The sequence below is a fragment of the Nitrogeniibacter mangrovi genome (assembly GCF_010983895.1).
GTDB lineage: Bacteria > Pseudomonadota > Gammaproteobacteria > Burkholderiales > Rhodocyclaceae > Nitrogeniibacter > Nitrogeniibacter mangrovi.
Window position 1 is genome coordinate 588,899 of record NZ_CP048836.1, and the last position, 17,791, is coordinate 606,689.

Genomic DNA, 17,791 nt, shown 5'->3' on the forward strand with positions numbered 1-17,791 from the left:
GCGGTCAGTTGTCCGTGAAATGGGCGGCCACCTCGTGCAGGCTGGCGAGCACCGGGATGTCGGCGGCGCGAATGTCCTCGGCCGGGTCGAGCAGGTCCGGCACCATCACCACCGTCATGCCGGCCGCGTGGGCGGCGCGCACGCCGGCGTTGGAATCCTCCAGCGCCAGACAGACCGCGGGCGCGATGCCCAGGCCCGCGGCGGCGGCCAGATAGATGTCCGGGGCGGGCTTGCCACGGGCCACCTCGTCGCCGGCCACCACATGAGTCACGTGGACCAGCAGACCGGCCGCCTCGAGCTTGGGGAGCGCCCGGCTGCGGCGGGTGGAGGTGGCCACCGCGCTGGGCAGGCCGGCGGCTTCGAGGCGGGCGAACAGCTCGAGCACGCCTGGCTTGAGCGGGAAGCGGCCGCTGGCGATGCGCGCCTCGTAGCGGCGCCCGAATTCGGCCTGGTGGCGTTCGAGCGGATAGTCCGCGCCAAAGGCCCCCTTGAGCAGGGCCTCGTGCTCGCGCGAGTTGCGCCCGATCAGCTGCATGGCGACCTCGTGGGTCCACGGGATGCCCAGGTCGAGGCTGACCTGGCGGCCGATGTCGTAGGCGATGCGTTCGCTGTCGAGCAGCAGGCCGTCCATGTCGAAGACCACCGCAGCGATGCGGGCGGGGTCGAAGACGGGTCTCACGAGACCACTCCGGGCCAGCGCGCGAAGGCCAGCGCCGCGGCCAGGGCGAGGCCGTGGAGGTTGGCGGCGCCGATGGTCAGCTTGATCGCCGGCGCCAGCTCGGCCGGCTCTTCGGCATGGGCGAGCAGGTCGCGCCCGGCGCGGAAGGACAGCACCAGGGTGAGCGCGGCGGCGGCACATTTCTGCGGCAGCTGGTCGGTGCCCACCATGCCGACCAGCCAGGCATAGGCGAGGATGGCCATGAGCAGGTAGCCCCACTTGGCCACCTGCGGCCCGAGCAGGACCACCAGCGTGCGCTTGCCGGCGGCGGCGTCGCCCTGGTGGTCGGGAAACTGGTTGATGTAGAGGATGTTGGCCACCAGCATGGCGTAGGACAGGCCGGCGATGGCCGGCACCGGGCTGAGGTGGCCGCGCTGGACGAAGTCGGTGCCGACGATGACCAGCAGCCAGGCGGCGACGATGCCCAGTTCGCCGAGGCCGCGCGCCATGAGCTTGAGCGGGGGCGCCGAATAGGCCCAGCCCACGCCCAGACCGGCCAGGCCGATGGCGATGAGGCCGGGGCCGGACTGCCAGGTGAGGTACAGGCCGGCCGGGATCACCAGCGCCAGCAGCCCGTAGCCGAAGCGGGCGGTCTGCGCCGGCGTGAGCACGTCGTTCTGGATGAAGCGGCTGCCGCCGGTGAACGGGAACAGGCGCTCGCGGTTGGCCGCGTCGGCCCCCGAGACGGCGTCGTGATAGTCGTTGATGACGTTGCCGCCGGCGTGGGCGACGAGCGCGAACAGCACCGTGAGCACCGCATTGACCGGATCGAGGACAACCCCGCTGCCGTAGGCCGTGGCCAGCCCGATGAGGCTGCCGATCAGGGTCACCGAGAGGAAGGCCGGGCGGGTGGCGGCGACGTACCGGAGCAGCGGGTTGGCGCCGAAGCGCTCCAGGGTGGGTTCGGCGGGGCGGCTCATAGCAACACGATGTCGTACTGCTCCTGGGTGTAGCTGGCCTCCGGATGCAGCGAGATGGTCTTGTCGATGAAGTCGGAGAGCATGGCCAGGGCCTGGGATTCCTCGTCGAGGAAGAGGTCCACCACCTTGGGCGCGGCGAGCACGCGGAATTCGCGCGCGTTGTCGTACTGGCGCGCCTCGCGCAGCAGCTCGCGCAGGATTTCGTAGCACACCGTGCGTGCGGTCTTGACCTCGCCGCGGCCCTCGCAGGTGGGACAGGGTTCGCACAGGGTGTGGGCCAGCGATTCGCGGGTGCGCTTGCGCGTCATCTCGACGAGGCCGAGGGCGGTGAAGCCGTTGACCGTCATCTTGGTGTGGTCCTTCTCCAGCGCGCGGCGGAACTCGATCAGCACCGCGTCGCGGTGCTCGGCCGCCTCCATGTCGATGAAGTCGATGATGATGATGCCGCCCAGGTTGCGCAGGCGCAGCTGGCGGGCGATGGCCTGGGCCGCCTCGAGGTTGGTCTTGTAGATGGTGTCGTCGAAGTTGCGTGCGCCGACGAAGCCGCCGGTGTTCACGTCGATGGTGGTCATCGCCTCGGTCTGGTCGATGATCAGGTAGCCGCCGCTCTTGAGGTCGACCCGCCGCGCCAGCGCCTTGAGGATCTCGTCCTCGATGTTGTGCAGGTCGAACAACGGCCGCTCGCCGGTGTAGTGGGTCAGCAGCGGCAGCACCCGCGGCATGTACTGGCGGGCGAAGGCTTCGAGCTTGACGAAGTTCTCCCGCGAGTCGATGACGATGCGCGTGGTCTCGTGGGTGACCAGGTCGCGCAGGGCGCGCTGGCCGAGGGTGAGATCCTGGTATAGCGCCATCGGCGGCCTGGCGCCCCGGCTGCGGCTGTCGATCTCCGACCACAGCTTGCGCAGGTAGGCGATGTCGGCGGCCAGTTCCTCGTCGCTGGCCGACTCGGCCATGGTACGCACGATGAAGCCGCCGTCTTCCTCTTCACCCATGAGGCTGGTCAGGCGGGTGCGCAGGGCCTCGCGACCGGCCTCGTTCTCGATGCGCTGGGAGATGCCGATGTGGTGCTCCTGGGGCAGGTACACCAGCAGCCGGCCGGCGATGCTGATCTGGGTGGACAGGCGCGCGCCCTTGGTGCCGATCGGGTCCTTGAGCACCTGCACCACCAGGTTCTGCCCCTCGGCGAGGATGCGTTCGATCGGCTGCGCGGCCTCGCCGTTCTGGCGCTCGCTCCAGATGTCGGCCACATGCAGGAAGGCGGTGCGATCCAGACCGATGTCCACGAAGGCCGACTGCATGCCCGGCAGCACCCGCACCACCTTGCCCAGGTAGATGTTGCCGACGATGCCGCGGCTGCCGGTGCGCTCCACGTGCAGTTCCTGAACCACGCCCTGCTGCATGAGGGCGGCGCGGGTTTCCTGCGGGGTGAAGTTGATGAGAAATTCTTCAGTCATGCACACGCGTTCCTGGTGGCCGTAAGCGGTCGTCCCGGCTCAGGGCAGATCATGGGAGATTCGGAATCTAACGGGGGACGATGCCGAAGCATTCGAGCACCCGGGCGGTTTCATAGAGCGGCAGGCCCATGATGCCCGTGTAGCTGCCCTCGATATGCTGGACGAAGGCCCCGGCGCGGCCCTGGATGCCGTACGCGCCGGCCTTGTCCATGGGCTCTCCGCTGGCCACGTAGCGGCGGATCATGTCAGGGGTCAGGGGGCCGAAACGCACCGTGCTGATGTTGAGCGCCTGCTCGGTGCGCTCGCCGTCGGTGACCACGACGGCGGTCAGCACCCGGTGCTCGCGGTCGGACAGGCGGCGCAGGATGCGCGCGGCGTCCTCGGCGTCGGCGGGTTTGCCGACGATGTCGGCGTCCACCGCGAGGGTGGTGTCGGCGGCCAGCACCGGGCGGTGCGGCAGGCCGCGGCGCAGCACCCGGTCGATGCCACCGGCGGCCTTGGCCTGCGCCACCCGGCACACATAGGTTTCGGCGTCCTCGCCCGGTTGGACCGCTTCGTCCACGTCGGTGTCGGCACGGGCGCCGCCGCGGAACAGCAGGACTTCGAAATTCACACCGATCTGACGCAACAGTTCCCGCCGGCGCGGGCTGTTCGAGGCAAGGTAAATGGCTGAATGCATGGCGGGATCGCGTTGTATTTTCGCCATTTTACCCGGATATTCGGGGTCGCCAGCGATGGCGCTATATCGATCGGCCTATTCGCGGTGGTAGGGATGGTTGCGGGTCAGGCTCCAGGCCCGGTACAGCGCCTCGGCCAGCAGGGGGCGGACCAGGGCGTGCGGCAGGGTGAGGCTGGACAGGCGCAGGGTTTCGCGGGCGCTGGCCTTGAGCGTCGGGTCGAGCCCGTCGGGGCCACCGACGATGAAGGCCACGTCCTCGCCGTCGCCCAGCCAGTGCTCGAAGCGGGCCGCCAGCTGCGTGGTGCTCAGGTCCTTGCCGTGTTCGTCGAGGATGACGCGCCGGCAGCGCGCCGGCAGCACGGCTTCGATGCGCGCCGCCTCGGCCGCCATCATGGCTTCGACGGTCTTGCCCGTGGTGCGCGGTTCGGCCTTGACCTCGACGAGTTCGAGGCCCGCTTCGCGCGGCATGCGGCGGGCGTAGTCGTCGAAGCCGGCACTCACCCAGGCGGGCATGCGCGTGCCGACGGCGACGATGAGCAGCTTCACTTGGCTTTCGCGTCGGGACGCCGGCCGGGGGCCGCGTTCCACAGTTCCTCGAGGTTGTAGTAGGCGCGCACCGCCGGCTGCATGATGTGGACGACGATGGAGCCCAGGTCGACCAGCACCCAGTCGCCGCTGTCCTCGCCCTCGATGCTGTTGACCGTGCCGCCGGCCTTCTTGACCTCTTCCTGGACATTGCGTGCCAGGGCGCGGGTCTGGCGGCCGGAGTCGCCGCTGGCGATGATCATGCGATCGAACAGGGCGGTGAGCTTGGCCGTATCGATGACTTCGATGTCCTTGGCCTTGATGTCCTCGAGGGCGGTGATGACGGTCTGCTGGAGTTGGTCGAGTTCCATTGAATCCTGGGGTCCGGTCGGGCATGCGCCCGGAATGTCAGTGTAGCCGATGATGTCGGGCCGGCGAGGGGCCGTCCGGCGGCAATCAGGTGCCCGCGTCGGCGTCGCGGTACAGATGTTGCGCGGCAATATAGTCGAGAACCGGATCGGGGAGCAAATACCGGGCGCTGTGGCCGTGGTGCAGCAGGTCGCGGATGAGGGTGGCCGAGATGGCCAGGGGCGTCATGTCGAAAGGCAGGATGCCGCCGGCCGGGGCCGCGCGCAGGGCGGCGGCGTCGGCGAGCATGCGCCCGTCGCAGGCGGCGGCCAGCTCGGGGGACAGCACCTGCGGCCAGCGTCGGCCGTGGGGGGAGTGGCCGGGGCGGTTGGCCACCGCGATGTGGGTCAGTTCGAACAGTTCTTCCCAGCGATGCCAGGTGGCCAGGCCCTCGAAGGCGTCGGCGCCGAGAACGAGCACCAGCGGCCGCGTCGGGCCGAGCTGTTCGCGCAGGCGGCTGAGGGTGAGTACCGAGTAGCTGGGCCCGGCATGGCGGATCTCGATGTCGTCCACCTGCAGGCCGGGGTTGCCGGCCACTGCGAGCCGGGCCATGGCCAGGCGATGGCGGGCGGGCGAGCGCGGGGTGTCGCGATGGGGCGGCTCGCCCGCCGGGATGAGTCGCATCTGCGCCAGACCGAGCGTCTCTCGCGCCTCCTCGGCGAGGCGCAGATGACCGAAGTGAATCGGATCGAAGGTGCCGCCGAGCAGGCCGACGGGGGCGTCAGGCGGCAACTTCATGGCCCGGGATGTCATGGCCGAAGATGTCGAGCGCGTTGGGCAGGAAGGTGGCGAAGACGATGGGGATGGCCACCAGCGGCAGCGGGATGGCGAGCAGGCTGGCGAGGGTCGGCGAGGCGGTGGCGATCACCGCGACCAGCAGCGAGGGCGCGCCGATCACGACGAAGAAGATGCCCATCGAATAGAGGAAGAAGGCCGGCCAGTTACGCCAGCAGGCCACCAGGCTGAAGAACATGGCCTTGGGGGCGGAGACCTTCTGCCAGCCCACGAGCATCGGTGCGAACCAGTAGGCCATCATCAGCGGGGTGGTCAGCGCCACCGTGATCAGCGCCGCGGTGAACAGCCCCGGGGCGTTCATGGTGTCCTCGTCGGGGGCCCGGAAGCCGGTGAGGATCTGCAGCAGGATGCCGCCGTCGGCGATCGCGGAGGCCGCGAGCGCGAGCAGCGAGCCGATCAGGTAGAGGCCGCCGACGGTGACCAGGGCATGGATGTCCGACTTGAAGCCGGAGAACAGCACGTCGGGCCCCACCTTGCGCTTCTCGTGCACCGCGAGCAGGCCGTTGAGCACGCCGAGCGAGACCGCGGGCATGACCAGGGCGGCGATGACCTGGCCGATGAAGGGGATGGTGTTGATGACCACCAGCATCAGCAGATAGCCGAAGGTCAGGTAGGTGACCAGGGCCGGATTGCGCTTCCACAGCGCGAATCCCTGAGCCACCCAGGCGATGCCATGGGAAGGAGTACGTTTGTAGGCTTGCATGTCAGCTCGGCGAATCCGCATGCCCGGGCAGGGCGCGGCGGACGGCAAAGATATCAAGATACGCGGCGTGATGCGCGCCCGCGATCACCGGGATCAGCACCACCAGGCCGAGCCCGGCCGGGATCACGGCGACCCAGGCGAGCACGTAGAGGGCCAGGGCGAGCACGAAACAGACCGGCAGGTTGCGCAGGCAGGCGTCGACGGAATGGGTCAGGGCGTCGATGGGGTCGGCACCGTGAAAGCGGATCAGCGCCGGAGCGAACCACAACGCCATGATCACGAGCAGCCACAGGGCGGTGAACACGACGACGGCGAGCATGAGTCCGCCGGTGGTCAGCCCGACGGCGGCGAGCGGGCCGATGAGGGCCCCGGTGAGGGCGGCGCTGGCGCCGATCAGCGCGGCGACGAATCCGATGACCAGCACCGCGACCAGATGAAAGACGCCGACCATGACATGCTTGCCGGCATCGGCGCGCAGGCCGTCGAACAGGGCCTCGATGCGCACCCGGCCGCTGCCGGCCGCCTCGTCGGCGACGGCCACCAGCCCGGCGCCGAGCACCGGGAAGGTGAGCAGGGTGATCGCCCAGCCGATCAGGGGCACCACGCCGATGGCGACGAGAATGATCACGAACAGGGCGCCGACCACGGCCCAGCGCGCCGGGTCGCACAAAAACAGCCGCCAGCCGGCGGCCAGCCAGTCGAGGCAGCGGGCGGGGGAGACGGTCACGGCGGAGGGCAGGGGCGCGTCGGTCATGGGCGTCGGTCGGTGCGGCGGGCGGTCCGCTCCCATTGTCGCGCCGCCGGGCGGCTCAGTCGACCCACGGCAGACTGTCGCCGGCGGCGATGCGCAGGTGCAGCAGATCCCGGTATTCGTTCGGGTCCTTGACCAGCACCATCTCGCCGCTGCGCGGCAGGTGGAAGTCCTCCGCGCGGGACAGCCAGAAGCGCAGCGCCGCGGCCCGCAGCATGGCCGGCCAGGCGGTGCGTTCGGCCGCAGTGAGCGGGCGCTCGGCGTGGTAGCCGCGCAGCAGGGCGCGGGTGCGTTCGGCATTGAGTTCGCCACCGGGCTGGCTGCACCAGTCGTTGACCGTGACCGCCAGGTCGAACAGCAGGGCGTCGTTGCCGGCGAAATAGAAGTCGATCACGCCACCGATCTGGTCTTCGTCCCAGAGCACGTTGTCGCGGAAGGCGTCGGCGTGGATCACGCCCTCGGGCAGGGCGGAGACGTCGATCGAGGCCTGGAAGCGTAGTTCGGCGTCGAGCAGGCGCTGCTCGTCGGCCACCAGATAGGGGCGCACCGCCTCGGCCGTGCGCTCGCGCCATTGGGCGCCGCGCGGATTGAGCTGGCGGCGGCCGAAGCGCTGCCCGGCCAGGTGGAGACCGGCGAGCATGGTGCCCATCTTGCGGCAGCGTGCCGCGTCGGGGGCCATGTCCGAGGCGCCCGACAGGCGCCGCACCAGCACCGCCGGCTTGCCGGACAGGGTGCCCAGGTACTCGTTGTCCAGATCCGCGATCGGCGCCGGCACCGGCAGGCCGTGGCGCGCCAGGTGGGCCATCAGGTGCAGGTAGAAGGGCAGCTCGGAACGCGGCATCGTCTCGAACAGCGTGAGCACGTAGCGGCCCAGGCGGGTGGTGACGAAGAAGTTGCTGTTCTGGACGCCCGCGCTGATGCCGCGCAATTCGACCAGACGGCCGATGGCGTAGTTGGCGAGCCAGTCGCTCAGGGCGGCGTCGGAGACGGGAGTGAAGACGGACATGGGGCCGGCGGCGGCGTGCGCCGCCGCGGTTCAGGAGCGGCTTACCAGGACTTGATCACCCACATGGGGACACTGAGCTTGTGCTCGGCGGTTTCGCGTTCGAACACGCCGTCGCCCTTGCGATCGACCAGGTAGTAGGGCACGCCATGGGCCGGCGTCACCTTGACCATGTACAGCTTGCCGTGGACGCGGAATTCCTCGACCGTCTCCTCGCCCCGCTTCTTGATGGTCACTTCCGGCTGGAAGTCCTCTTCGCTGACGCCGGCCGGGATCGGGGGCGGTGCGGGAACGGCCTCGAGGTTGGGGGGCGGATCCTGGGCGAGGCTGACCCGGGGCAGGAGCAGGGCCAGAAAGGCGAGCAACGCGGCGGTTTTCACGGGGGGCATCGGAATCTCCTTGAATGACGACAGTGTATCAAGCCTCGGGCCGTTTCTGGATGTCGTGCCGTGACGATGGCGTCTGAGCGGCGCACGATGGTACGCGAGCGGCACGCTCGTGCGATTGTGCGGGCAAGTCCGTCAGCGATGTCTATAATGCCTTGAGTGCCAGTTGCCTCTGCAGAGCCGGGCGGCGTTTGCCGACCCGCCGTGAGCTTGGCGCCCGTGCAAGCCCGATAAACACAATCAGGACCAGACATTCAGTACCGGCACGTCAGTTGCCGGGCTGTTCGGGAGCGAGGAGACACCACCCGGTCCGGCCTGCACCGACGGGAAAGACCATGTCCACACCGACGCCCAATGCGGTTCGGGGACACGTCCATCGCATTCACGACATTCTCGAGCGTGAAGGCGATGCCGGCGTCCGCGACCTCGTCAGCAGTTCCTGGCGACGATGCCTGCGCGACTACCAGCTGGATCCGTCCGCGCCCGCGTTTCCGACCATTCTCACCGATCACGAGCTCGCCGAGCGGCGCACCTGTGCCGAGGACATCATCGAATGCGCCAAGCACGAGATGACCACGCTGTTCCAGCAGCTCGGCGATCCGGAACTGGCGGTGGTGCTCGTCGATACCGGCGGGGTCATCCTGCACATGGTGGCGGCGCCCAACTTCAGCGAGGAGGTGGGCCGCGAAGGCTTTCGCGTCGGCGCGGTGTGGAGCGAGGGCGAGATCGGCACCAACGGCATGGGCACCTGCCTCGTGCTCGGCGAGCCGGTGGTGGTGCGCCAGCACGAGCACTTCTTCGCCAAGTTCACCGGGCTGACCTGCTCCGCGGTGCCGATCTTCGATCCGGACGGGCGCATCGTTGCGGTACTCGACGTGACCAGCCGCTCCACGCTCATGCAGCAGCACTCCCTGGTGCTGCTCGGCATGACCGCGCAGATGATCGAGAACCGGCTCATCGACCGGCGCCACCGGGAGGACTACCCGGTGCATTTCCACAGCCGGCCGGAGTTGGTCTATACGCTGCACGAAGGCATGCTGGTGGTCAGCGAGGACGGTCACATCCGCGCCGCCAACCGCAGCGCCCTGTTCCAGCTCGGTTTCGACAGTGTCGAGTCGGTGCGCGCCAAACGCCTCGACGAGGTGTTCCAGGTCTCGCTCGACGACATCGTCAGCCGCAGCGTGCGCAGTTCCTTCCATCCGGTGCCGGCCTTCAGCGCCGGCTCGTCGAGCCGCTTCTTCATGGTGGCGCAGGAGCCCGCCTCGCGTGCGTCGCAGGAGCGCCCCCGGGCCCTGATCGATGCCGAAGCCCCCTCGCGGCCGGCCGTGCCCGCCGGGCATTTCAGCGACGCCCGGCTCACCACCCAGCTGGCCCTGGCGGGCAAGGTGGTCGCGCGTGGCATCCCGGTGCTGCTGCATGGCGAAACCGGCGCCGGCAAGGAGATCTTCGCGCGCGCCCTGCATCAGGCCAGCCCGTGCAGCGACGGTCCGTTCGTGGCGGTCAACTGCGCCTCGCTGCCCGAAGGGCTCATCGAGAGCGAACTGTTCGGCTACCGGGCCGGCGCCTTCACCGGCGCCCAGCGCAGCGGTCGGCGCGGCAAGATCCTCCAGGCCGACCGCGGCACCCTGTTCCTGGACGAGATCGGCGACATGCCCCTGTCACTGCAGGCGCGGCTGCTGCGGGTGCTCGACGAGCGCATGATCACGCCGCTCGGTTCCGAGGATCCGGTGCCGGTCGAATTCCAGCTCGTCAGCGCCAGCCACCGCCACCTGCCCGAGCGGGTCGCCGAAGGCTTGTTCCGCGAGGATCTGTATTTCCGCCTGTGCGGCCTCGAGGTCGCGCTGCCGCCGCTGCGCGAGCGCACCGACCGGCGCGAGTTGATCGGGCGGATGCTCGACGAGGAGGCGGGCCGGTCGATGGCCATGTCGCGGGCGGTCGAGACCCTGCTCATGGACTACCCGTGGCCGGGCAACCTGCGCCAGTTGCGGCACGTGCTGCGCACCGCGGCCGTGTTGTGTGACGGCGACTGCCTGGAGATGGCGCACCTGCCGCCGGCGGTCAGGCCGGCGCAGTCCGTTGTGCTGGGGGACGGCGAGCCGTCGCATCCTGCCGAGCCGGTGCGCGAACTGAACCCGATCGAGGCCAACGAGCGCCAGGTGTTGCTGCAACTGCTCGACGAGCACCACTGGAACGTGAGCCAGGTGGCCAAGGCGCTGGGCGTCAGTCGCAACACCCTGTACCGCAAGTTCCATCGCCTCGGCATCGAGCTCAAACCGCCTCAGTAGGGTCGCTCGGCCACTGTCCGGTGGATCGGCTCGACTCTGCGGCGCCACCGGACAAAGCTGCGCAGACCCCGGCGCGCCTACTCCGCCAATCCCTGGTGGCGGTAGCGGTGCAGGGTGGGCGAATCGATGAGCATCTCGTGCAGCGCCGCGCGATGGCTGCGGTCGAGCACCGTGACCGGCGTGTCGGCGGCGCGCGCCGCGTCGGCGAACGGTGCCTCGACGACACCGGCTTCGACCAGCGCCGCCCAGTCCGCGTGGGGCGGCAGCGGCGAGGACTTGACCAGCACCAGCTTCTCCGCATTGAGGCGTTCGGCCAGCCACAGCGCCAGACCGTCGGACGAGGCGTGGCTGCCCGGTGGCATCTGCGCGGCGTGGCGCAGGTGGGCCAGAGGCATCCAGATGGCGATGCGTCCGGCGTGCAGGGTGTCGAGGATGTCCTCGTCGAGGGCGCACAGGCTGAACTCGGGGCGCAGGGCCTGGAGCATGAAGGCGAACTGCCCCATGCCGAGCACGGCGATGTTGTGCATGGTCAGGGTGTCGACCTGCCAGGTGTCACGCATGCGCCAGGCCTGACGGGCGAAGTCGCCGCCGCCGGGTACGAGCACCACACGCCCGCCGCCGAGATCGGCGATCTCGTCCAGCCAGTCGGTGAGCACCGGATCATCGGCCAGCTGTCCCCCGATCTTGATGACCCACATGGTTGTTGTTCTCTCCCGGGCACGTGTCCGCGTATCCCGCGCAGGCAGGGACGGAAGGTGATGACGATGGCGCGCCGGAGCGGCGCGCGGCTTCCTGCTTTCCGATACACGAACCGTGCCAAGCGTCGGGGGGCGGCTCGATCCGGCGGCCCGTGGCGACCTTGGCGTGTCGGTCGCGCGTGTGTCGGCGTGATGTTCTGGTCAGGCTGTTGCAGTGCCGGCGCACTGTGTCACGCCGGGTGTGTCAGCACCGGGATGACCTGCGGCACGCGACCCGCCGCCACGCCCATGTCCATGCTCGCAAGTCATGCCGGCTGGCGGGTGAAATCCCTTGTTTCATCGCCCTTCCGGCCGCGGTGCGTATCGCGTCGGCGGGGGGCGTGTCCGTGGTGGCACGTGACTTGCACTTCGGCAGTGCGGAGGTGTGAAACGTGGCCTCCCGATGTGCCGTTGCCGCTTCGCGCCGCGAGCGGATTTGACGGCATTGCCGGCGGACGGGTGGACTCTGGTGCCACGTTCGGGGGCTTGCATAAAAAACAAGGAGACATTGAATGAAGGTTGGGCTGAAGCAGAAACTCGCGGTCTCGATCGCATGTCTGTTTGCCGCCGGAATGGCCTATGCCGATGCAGATCTGGACAAGGCCATGAAGGATCCGAGCAACTGGGCCGCACAGGCGGGTGACAACCAGAACCACCGGTACAGCACCCTTAAACAAATCAACGCAGGCAACGTGAACAAATTGCAGGTGGCCTGGACCTTCTCGACCGGGGTGTTGCGCGGTCACGAGGGCTCTCCGCTGGTCATCGGCGACATGATGTACATCCACTCGGCGTTTCCCAACAACGTGTTCGCGGTCGATCTGAACACGCAGGAGATCGTCTGGAAACACACGCCCAAGCAGGACGACGCGGTGATTGCGCAGATGTGTTGCGACACCGTGAACCGGGGCCTGGCCTATGGCGACGGCAAGGTCTTCCTGCAGCGGGCCGACTCCGTGCTCGAGGCGCTCGATGCCAAGACCGGCAAGGTCGTCTGGTCGGTGGTCAACGGCGATCCCAAGCTCGGCGCGGTGAACACCAATGCGCCGCACGTGTTCGGAGACAAGGTCATCACCGGTATCTCCGGCGGCGAGTGGGGCGTGCGTGGCTACATCACCGCCTACGACATCAAGACCGGCAAGCAGGTGTGGCGTGGCTACAGCACCGGTCCGGATGACGAGATGCTGATGGATCCGGAAAAGACCATGACGTGGACCGACGGCAAGCTGGCGCCGGTGGGCAAGGATTCGTCGCTGAAGACCTGGCAGGGCGATCAGTGGAAGATCGGTGGCGGCACCACCTGGGGGTGGTACAGCTACGACAAGGATCTGAACCTGCTCTACTACGGGAGCGGCAACCCGAGTACCTGGAACCCCGCCCAGCGGCCGGGTGACAACAAGTGGTCGATGAGTATCTGGGCGCGTGACCTCGATACCGGCAAGGTGAAGTGGATCTACCAGATGACGCCGCACGACGAGTGGGACTACGACGGTGTCAACGAGATGATCCTTGCCGACATCAACGTCAAGGGCAAGCCGACCAAGGCGCTGGTGCACTTCGACCGCAACGGCTTCGGGTACACGCTCGATCGCACCAACGGCGCGCTGCTGGTGGCCGAGAAGTACGACCCGGCGGTCAACTGGGCCACGCATGTGGACATGAAGACCGGTCGTCCCGAGGTCGTGGCCAAGTACTCCACGCAGCACAATGGCCCGGACGTGAACAGCAAGGGCATCTGCCCGGCGGCGCTCGGTTCCAAGGACCAGCAGCCGGCCGCCTTCGATCCGAAGACCGGCCTGTTCTACGTGCCGACCAACCACGTGTGCATGGACTACGAGCCGTACGAGGTCGACTACACCGCCGGCCAGCCGTATGTGGGTGCCACCCTGGCCATGTATCCGGCACCGAACAGCCATGGCGGCATGGGCAACTTCATCGCCTGGGATGCGGGCAAGGGCAAGATCGTCTGGTCCAAGCCGGAGAAGTTCTCGGTCTGGAGCGGTGCGCTCACCACGGCGGGCGATGTGGTCTTCTACGGAACGCTCGAAGGCTACCTCAAGGCCGTAAGCCTCAAGGACGGCAAGGAGCTGTGGAAGTTCAAGACCCCGTCCGGCATCATCGGCAATGTCTTTACCTATGAGCACAAGGGCAAGCAGTATGTCGGCGTGTATTCGGGTATTGGCGGCTGGGCCGGTATCGGCATGGCTGCGGGCCTCGAGAAGGACAGCGAGGGCCTCGGCGCCGTGGGCGGTTATCGCGATCTGCAGAAATACACAAACCTCGGTGGCTCGCTCACCGTTTTTGCCATCCCCTAAAGGGCGGCTTGCCGGCACTGGATTCCTCCTGCCGGTGCCGGCCCTCTTTCAACCCGCAGCCCTGCCGCCCGGCGGGGCTGCACCAGCAATCCAACCTGACGACAACACTCGAACAAGACCGGAGAGAGACACCATGAAACGATACCTCGTGCCCTTGCTTGCCATCGGAACCATCGTGGCCGCGCTGCCGGCGACCGCCCTGAGCGACGACAACAAAAAGCCGCTGTACACGGTGGTCGATGGCGACAAGGTGGATGCGCATACCTACGAGGGCTTCAAAACCTGGCGCGCGGCGGCCTGTGCCCGCTGTCATGGTGCCAATCAGGAGGGCATGGTCGGGCCGTCGCTGATCGACAGCCTCAAGGTGCTTACCTACGAAGAGTTCAAGACCACGGTGCTCGAGGGACGCCTCGAGAAGGGCATGCCCAACTGGAGCACCAACAAGAAGGTGGTCGAGAACCTCGATGCCCTGTATGCCTATCTCAAGGGGCGGTCGGACGGCAAGATCACCAAGGCCCGTGTCCACCGGATGGACAAGGACAAGTAAGGATCACGAGCGCGGGGGACCGACATGAAGATCAGTCGCATTGCTGGCGCTGCACGACGGTGTCTCGCCGTCGCGATCGCGCTGAGCCTGCCGGTCGTGGCTGCCGCCGCGGGCGACATGGATCGCAAGGCCTTCCGGGTCTGCAAGGATGGCAACAACCTGCCGTTCTCCAACACCGCGGGAGAGGGCTTCGAGGATCGCATCGCGGCGCTGTTCGCCGAGGATCTCGGCGTGCCGGTGAAGGATTTCACCTTCCCGCAGCGGCTCGGCTTCATCCGCAACACCTTGCGCAACAAGGTGCCGGGTGAAGACTACCCCTGCGATGTGGTCATGGGCGTGCCTGCCGGCTGGGGGCAGGTGGCTTCGACCAAACCCTATTACCGGTCCACCTGGGCATTGGTGTTTCCGCCCCGGGGGGCGCTGGCTGAGGTCACCACCGAAGATCAGTTCCTGCACAACGATGCGGTGCGCAAGAATCAGGTGCGCATCGGCGTCTTCGACCGCTCGCCCGGGTCCGCCTGGTTGTCGCACCACCATCTGGTGGACGCCGGCGTGCCCTACCGCAGCATGCATCCCAACCCCGACGTGACGCCGGCCGACCTGGTGGCGACGGACCTGAAGGACGGCAAGATCGCCGCGGCCGTCGTGTGGGGGCCGATCGCCGGTCATCTGGCTCGCGGTGTGGGTGAGGGCAAATGGCGCGTGGTTCCGCTCAACTCCGAACCCGGCGTACGTTTCGATTACGCCATGGCCATGGGCGTGCGCCGCGGCGAGGATGCCTGGCGCGCGCAGATCGAGGCGCTGATCGACCGGCATCGCGACCAGATCGCGGCGATCCTGGCCGAATACCAGGTGCCCACGCTGCCGCTCGAGGAGGCCGGCAATGCGGCGCGCTGAGCCGATCGGCCGATGCCTGCGGCGCCCGCTGCTGATGGTGTTCCTGGCGCTGTTCAGTCTCGTGGTGCGGGCCGGCGCCGGTCCGTCGCAGGCGGAGCGGGCGATCTTCATGTCGCCGCATCTGGCCGACATGCATGCGCCGGCGACCCTGCACTACGCCTATGTGCTGCACGAGGGCAGTGCGCCACCGGTGCGCGACAGCGCCGACCTGTCCGTCAAGGGCGACGGCAAGGCCGGCTTCCGGGTCTCGGCTCGCTTCCTCAGCGGTGAGCGGCAGCTGCAGCTGCCGACGATCGATGCGGCCAAGGCCAACCCGGTCGTGCTCTACTTCCTCGAATACGACGTGCGTCGCATGCATGCGGAACTGGGTGGGTCGACCAACTACTTCCGCCGCCACATCCGCATGGCGCTGGCCGACGCCGCGAAGGTGGAGCCGGTGCGCTTCTCGTTTGGCGGCGTTGCTCATGACGGTACCCGGGTGCGTATCGAACCCTTCCGTGATCTGCCCGAGGCGGGCCGCATGAAGGACCAGGCGCACAAGTTCTACGAGTTCATTCTGAGCCCCGCCGTGCCCGGTGGGGTGTTCGACCTGCGGAGCACCGTGCCGGCAGCGGATGGCACCGTCCTCGAGGAAACTTCGCTGACGCTTGACGTGGGAGGCTCATGAAACCGCACCCGTTCATCCTCAGATGCGCCGTGGGCGTGATGGCCGGGGCGCTGGCCGCCATGGCCGGCGCCGCCGGCACAGGGCATGACTATCCGACCGTGAGCCGCGTGGAGTACGTCGTCGACTGCATGCGCGATGCGCCCAAGGCCAGCCGTGAATATCTCTACAAGTGCAGCTGCGTGATCGACCAGATCGCCCAGCGGCTCAGTTACGACGAGTTCGTCAATGAATCGACGGTCGCCAATGCCCTCACCATCGGTGGCGAGCGCGGCGAGGTGATGCGCGACCTGCGGGGCGGACGTCAGGTGGCCCGGCAGTTCCACGGCGTGGAGAACGAGGCGCGCAAGGCCTGTTTCATGCCGCCGCGCGGTTGAAGCGGGGCACGCGCATTCAGCGCTTCGTCGGCGCGACCACCTGCTGTCGTTGCGTCCCCAGGCCGTCGATGCCCAGTTCGACCACGTCGCCAATATTCAGGAAGCGTGGCGGCGTGCGCCCCATGCCCACGCCTGGCGGCGTGCCGGTGATGATCAGATCGCCCGGCTCGAGCGTCATCATGTGGCTGCAGTAACTCACCAGCTGGGCGCAGGAGAAGATCATGTGGCGGCTGTTGCCCGTCTGCATGCGCTCGCCGTTGACCGACAGCCACAGGTTCAGCGCCTGCGGATCGGGGACTTCGTCGGCGGTCACCAGCCAGGGGCCGACCGGACCGAAAGTGTCGAAACCCTTGCCCTTGCCCCACTGTCCACCGGAACGCTCGATCTGGTACCAGCGCTCGGACACGTCGTTGGCCACGCAGTAACCGGCCACGTGATGCAGGGCGTCCGCCTCGCTCACCTGACGGGCTCGGGCGCCGATGACCATGCCCAGCTCCACCTCCCAGTCGAGCTTGCGAAAGTCCGCCGGCGGCACGATGTCGTCGTTCGGCCCTGACAGGCAACTGGTCCATTTGGGGAACATGACCGGCTCGTCGGGGACCGGCAGGTTCGATTCGACGGCGTGGTCGTGATAGTTCAGCCCGATGGCCACGAACTTGCCGCAACCGGTCCATGGCACCCCCGGGCGCGGTGTGCCGGAAACGACTGGCAGGCCGGCCGGATCGAGGGCATGCAACTGCGCCAGGCCGGCCGGTGAGAGCACCTCCGGGGTGATGTCGTCGACCACCGCGGACAGGTCGCGGAGGGTGCCCTGCGCGTCGAGCAGGGCGGGGGTTTCCTGGCCCGGCGGGCCCACGCGCATCAGTTTCATGGCGATCTACAGATTGAGCATGAGCTCGTGCTCTTCCGGCAGGGGCAGGAAGCCACGGGTCTCATAGTGTTTGAAGATGGCCTCGACCACCTCGTCGGGGTCGTCGATCAGGTGCATGATGTCCAGATCTTCCGGATGGATCATGCGTTCGCTCACGAGGCGCTCCTTGAACCAGTCCACCAGCCCTTCCCAGAACGGCCGGTGCACCAGGATGAGCGGAATCTTGCGGCTCTTGCCGGTCTGGATCAGCGTCAGCGCTTCGGTCACCTCGTCCAGGGTGCCGTAGCCGCCGGGCAGGACCACGTAGGCGGCGGCGAACTTCACGAACATGAACTTGCGCGCGAAGAAGTGCTGGAAGGTCTGGGAGATGTCCTGGTAGGGGTTGGCGGCCTGCTCGTGGGGCAGCTGGATGTTGAGCCCGATCGACGGACTCTTGCCGAAGTAGGCGCCCTTGTTGGCCGCCTCCATGATGCCCGGGCCGCCGCCGGAGATGACCGAAAAGCCCGCGTCCGACAGCTTGCGCGAGATCTGCTCGGCGAGCACGTAGTAGGGATGGTCCGGCGCCGTGCGCGCGCTGCCGAACACGGAGACGGCGGGGCGGATCGCGTTGAGCCGTTCGGTCGCCTCCACGAACTCTGACATAATCCCGAAGATTCGCCAGGACTCGCGCGCGTTGTACTGCGGCACCGTGGCATTGGGCAGGTCGTCGGGGAGTTTGTCCTTCGCGGTCATGTGGCCTCGTGTTGCGTGCGCAGG

General features: G+C 67.8%; 20 protein-coding genes. 6 read left to right on the plus strand and 14 right to left on the minus strand.

The window, feature by feature from the left end; translation table 11 throughout:
* Positions 1–4: 4 nt before the first annotated feature.
* The 11 genes from G3580_RS02690 to G3580_RS02740 form a co-directional block, all read right to left on the minus strand.
* Positions 5–679: an HAD family hydrolase gene (locus G3580_RS02690; RefSeq protein ID WP_173763797.1), complete on the minus strand. Its 675-nt coding sequence runs from the start codon at positions 677–679 to the stop codon at positions 5–7.
* A complete protein-coding gene (locus G3580_RS02695; protein ID WP_173763798.1) occupies positions 676–1,638 on the minus strand; it encodes a prenyltransferase in 963 nt (320 codons plus the stop codon). Before G3580_RS02695 ends, G3580_RS02690 begins: the two co-directional genes overlap by 4 nt.
* Positions 1,635–3,092, minus strand: a complete 1,458-nt coding sequence (gene rng / locus G3580_RS02700) for a ribonuclease G (protein WP_173763799.1) — start codon at positions 3,090–3,092, stop codon at positions 1,635–1,637. The genes G3580_RS02695 and rng overlap by 4 nt, the downstream gene beginning before the upstream one ends.
* A 67-nt stretch (positions 3,093–3,159) precedes the next feature.
* Positions 3,160–3,771, minus strand: a complete 612-nt coding sequence (locus tag G3580_RS02705) for a Maf family protein (RefSeq protein WP_173763800.1) — start codon at positions 3,769–3,771, stop codon at positions 3,160–3,162.
* A gap of 75 nt (positions 3,772–3,846) precedes the next feature.
* Positions 3,847–4,317, minus strand: coding sequence for a 23S rRNA (pseudouridine(1915)-N(3))-methyltransferase RlmH (rlmH, locus tag G3580_RS02710; RefSeq protein ID WP_173763801.1), 471 nt, complete (start codon positions 4,315–4,317; stop codon positions 3,847–3,849).
* Positions 4,314–4,667, minus strand: coding sequence for a ribosome silencing factor (gene rsfS, locus G3580_RS02715; RefSeq protein WP_173763802.1), 354 nt, complete (start codon positions 4,665–4,667; stop codon positions 4,314–4,316). Before rsfS ends, rlmH begins: the two co-directional genes overlap by 4 nt.
* Positions 4,668–4,752: 85 nt before the next feature.
* Complete coding sequence (gene nadD / locus G3580_RS02720) at positions 4,753–5,442, minus strand: nicotinate-nucleotide adenylyltransferase (RefSeq protein ID WP_173763803.1); 690 nt, start codon at positions 5,440–5,442, stop codon at positions 4,753–4,755.
* A complete protein-coding gene (locus tag G3580_RS02725) occupies positions 5,426–6,202 on the minus strand; it encodes a BPSS1780 family membrane protein (protein WP_173763804.1) in 777 nt (258 codons plus the stop codon). Before G3580_RS02725 ends, nadD begins: the two co-directional genes overlap by 17 nt.
* Position 6,203: 1 nt before the next feature.
* Entirely contained in the window at positions 6,204–6,956 is a 753-nt protein-coding gene (locus tag G3580_RS02730) for a BPSS1780 family membrane protein (protein ID WP_173763805.1), read from the minus strand.
* Positions 6,957–7,011: 55 nt separating this feature from the next.
* Positions 7,012–7,959 (minus strand): homoserine kinase, encoded by a 948-nt coding sequence (locus G3580_RS02735; protein WP_173763806.1) that lies wholly within the window; start codon positions 7,957–7,959, stop codon positions 7,012–7,014.
* A 41-nt stretch (positions 7,960–8,000) separates the two neighbouring features.
* Positions 8,001–8,345, minus strand: a complete 345-nt coding sequence (locus G3580_RS02740) for a DUF2782 domain-containing protein (RefSeq protein ID WP_173763807.1) — start codon at positions 8,343–8,345, stop codon at positions 8,001–8,003.
* Positions 8,346–8,677: 332 nt separating this feature from the next.
* On the opposite strand from G3580_RS02740, the gene G3580_RS02745 reads away from it, so the two are divergent.
* Entirely contained in the window at positions 8,678–10,627 is a 1,950-nt protein-coding gene (locus tag G3580_RS02745) for a sigma-54-dependent Fis family transcriptional regulator (protein ID WP_173763808.1), read from the plus strand.
* 77 nt (positions 10,628–10,704) lie between these two features.
* On the opposite strand, the gene G3580_RS02750 is transcribed toward G3580_RS02745, so the two are convergent.
* Positions 10,705–11,325 carry an amino acid kinase family protein gene (locus G3580_RS02750; protein ID WP_173763809.1) on the minus strand — a complete coding sequence of 207 codons (621 nt, stop codon included), beginning with the start codon at positions 11,323–11,325 and terminating at the stop codon, positions 10,705–10,707.
* Positions 11,326–11,876: 551 nt separating this feature from the next.
* On the opposite strand from G3580_RS02750, the gene G3580_RS02755 reads away from it, so the two are divergent.
* The 5 genes from G3580_RS02755 to G3580_RS02775 all read left to right on the plus strand — a co-directional run bounded on the left by G3580_RS02755 (position 11,877) and on the right by G3580_RS02775 (position 16,164).
* Complete coding sequence (locus tag G3580_RS02755) at positions 11,877–13,679, plus strand: methanol/ethanol family PQQ-dependent dehydrogenase (protein ID WP_173763810.1); 1,803 nt, start codon at positions 11,877–11,879, stop codon at positions 13,677–13,679.
* 133 nt (positions 13,680–13,812) lie between these two features.
* Positions 13,813–14,226, plus strand: a complete 414-nt coding sequence (locus G3580_RS02760; RefSeq protein ID WP_173763811.1) for a c-type cytochrome — start codon at positions 13,813–13,815, stop codon at positions 14,224–14,226.
* A gap of 24 nt (positions 14,227–14,250) precedes the next feature.
* Positions 14,251–15,123 carry a quinoprotein dehydrogenase-associated putative ABC transporter substrate-binding protein gene (locus G3580_RS02765; protein WP_173763812.1) on the plus strand — a complete coding sequence of 291 codons (873 nt, stop codon included), beginning with the start codon at positions 14,251–14,253 and terminating at the stop codon, positions 15,121–15,123.
* Entirely contained in the window at positions 15,110–15,790 is a 681-nt protein-coding gene (locus tag G3580_RS02770; protein WP_173763813.1) for a hypothetical protein, read from the plus strand. The genes G3580_RS02765 and G3580_RS02770 overlap by 14 nt, the downstream gene beginning before the upstream one ends.
* Complete coding sequence (locus G3580_RS02775) at positions 15,787–16,164, plus strand: hypothetical protein (RefSeq protein WP_173763814.1); 378 nt, start codon at positions 15,787–15,789, stop codon at positions 16,162–16,164. The genes G3580_RS02770 and G3580_RS02775 overlap by 4 nt, the downstream gene beginning before the upstream one ends.
* Before the next feature lie 16 nt (positions 16,165–16,180).
* Here the strand turns inward: G3580_RS02775 and G3580_RS02780 are convergent, their stop codons facing one another.
* Together G3580_RS02780 and G3580_RS02785 are read right to left on the minus strand one after the other, a co-directional pair.
* Positions 16,181–17,035 carry a fumarylacetoacetate hydrolase family protein gene (locus G3580_RS02780; RefSeq protein ID WP_173763815.1) on the minus strand — a complete coding sequence of 285 codons (855 nt, stop codon included), beginning with the start codon at positions 17,033–17,035 and terminating at the stop codon, positions 16,181–16,183.
* A gap of 6 nt (positions 17,036–17,041) precedes the next feature.
* On the minus strand, positions 17,042–17,767 hold the full coding sequence (locus G3580_RS02785) for an LOG family protein (RefSeq protein WP_173763816.1): 726 nt from the start codon (positions 17,765–17,767) through the stop codon (positions 17,042–17,044).
* Between the last annotated feature and the right edge of the window lie 24 nt (positions 17,768–17,791).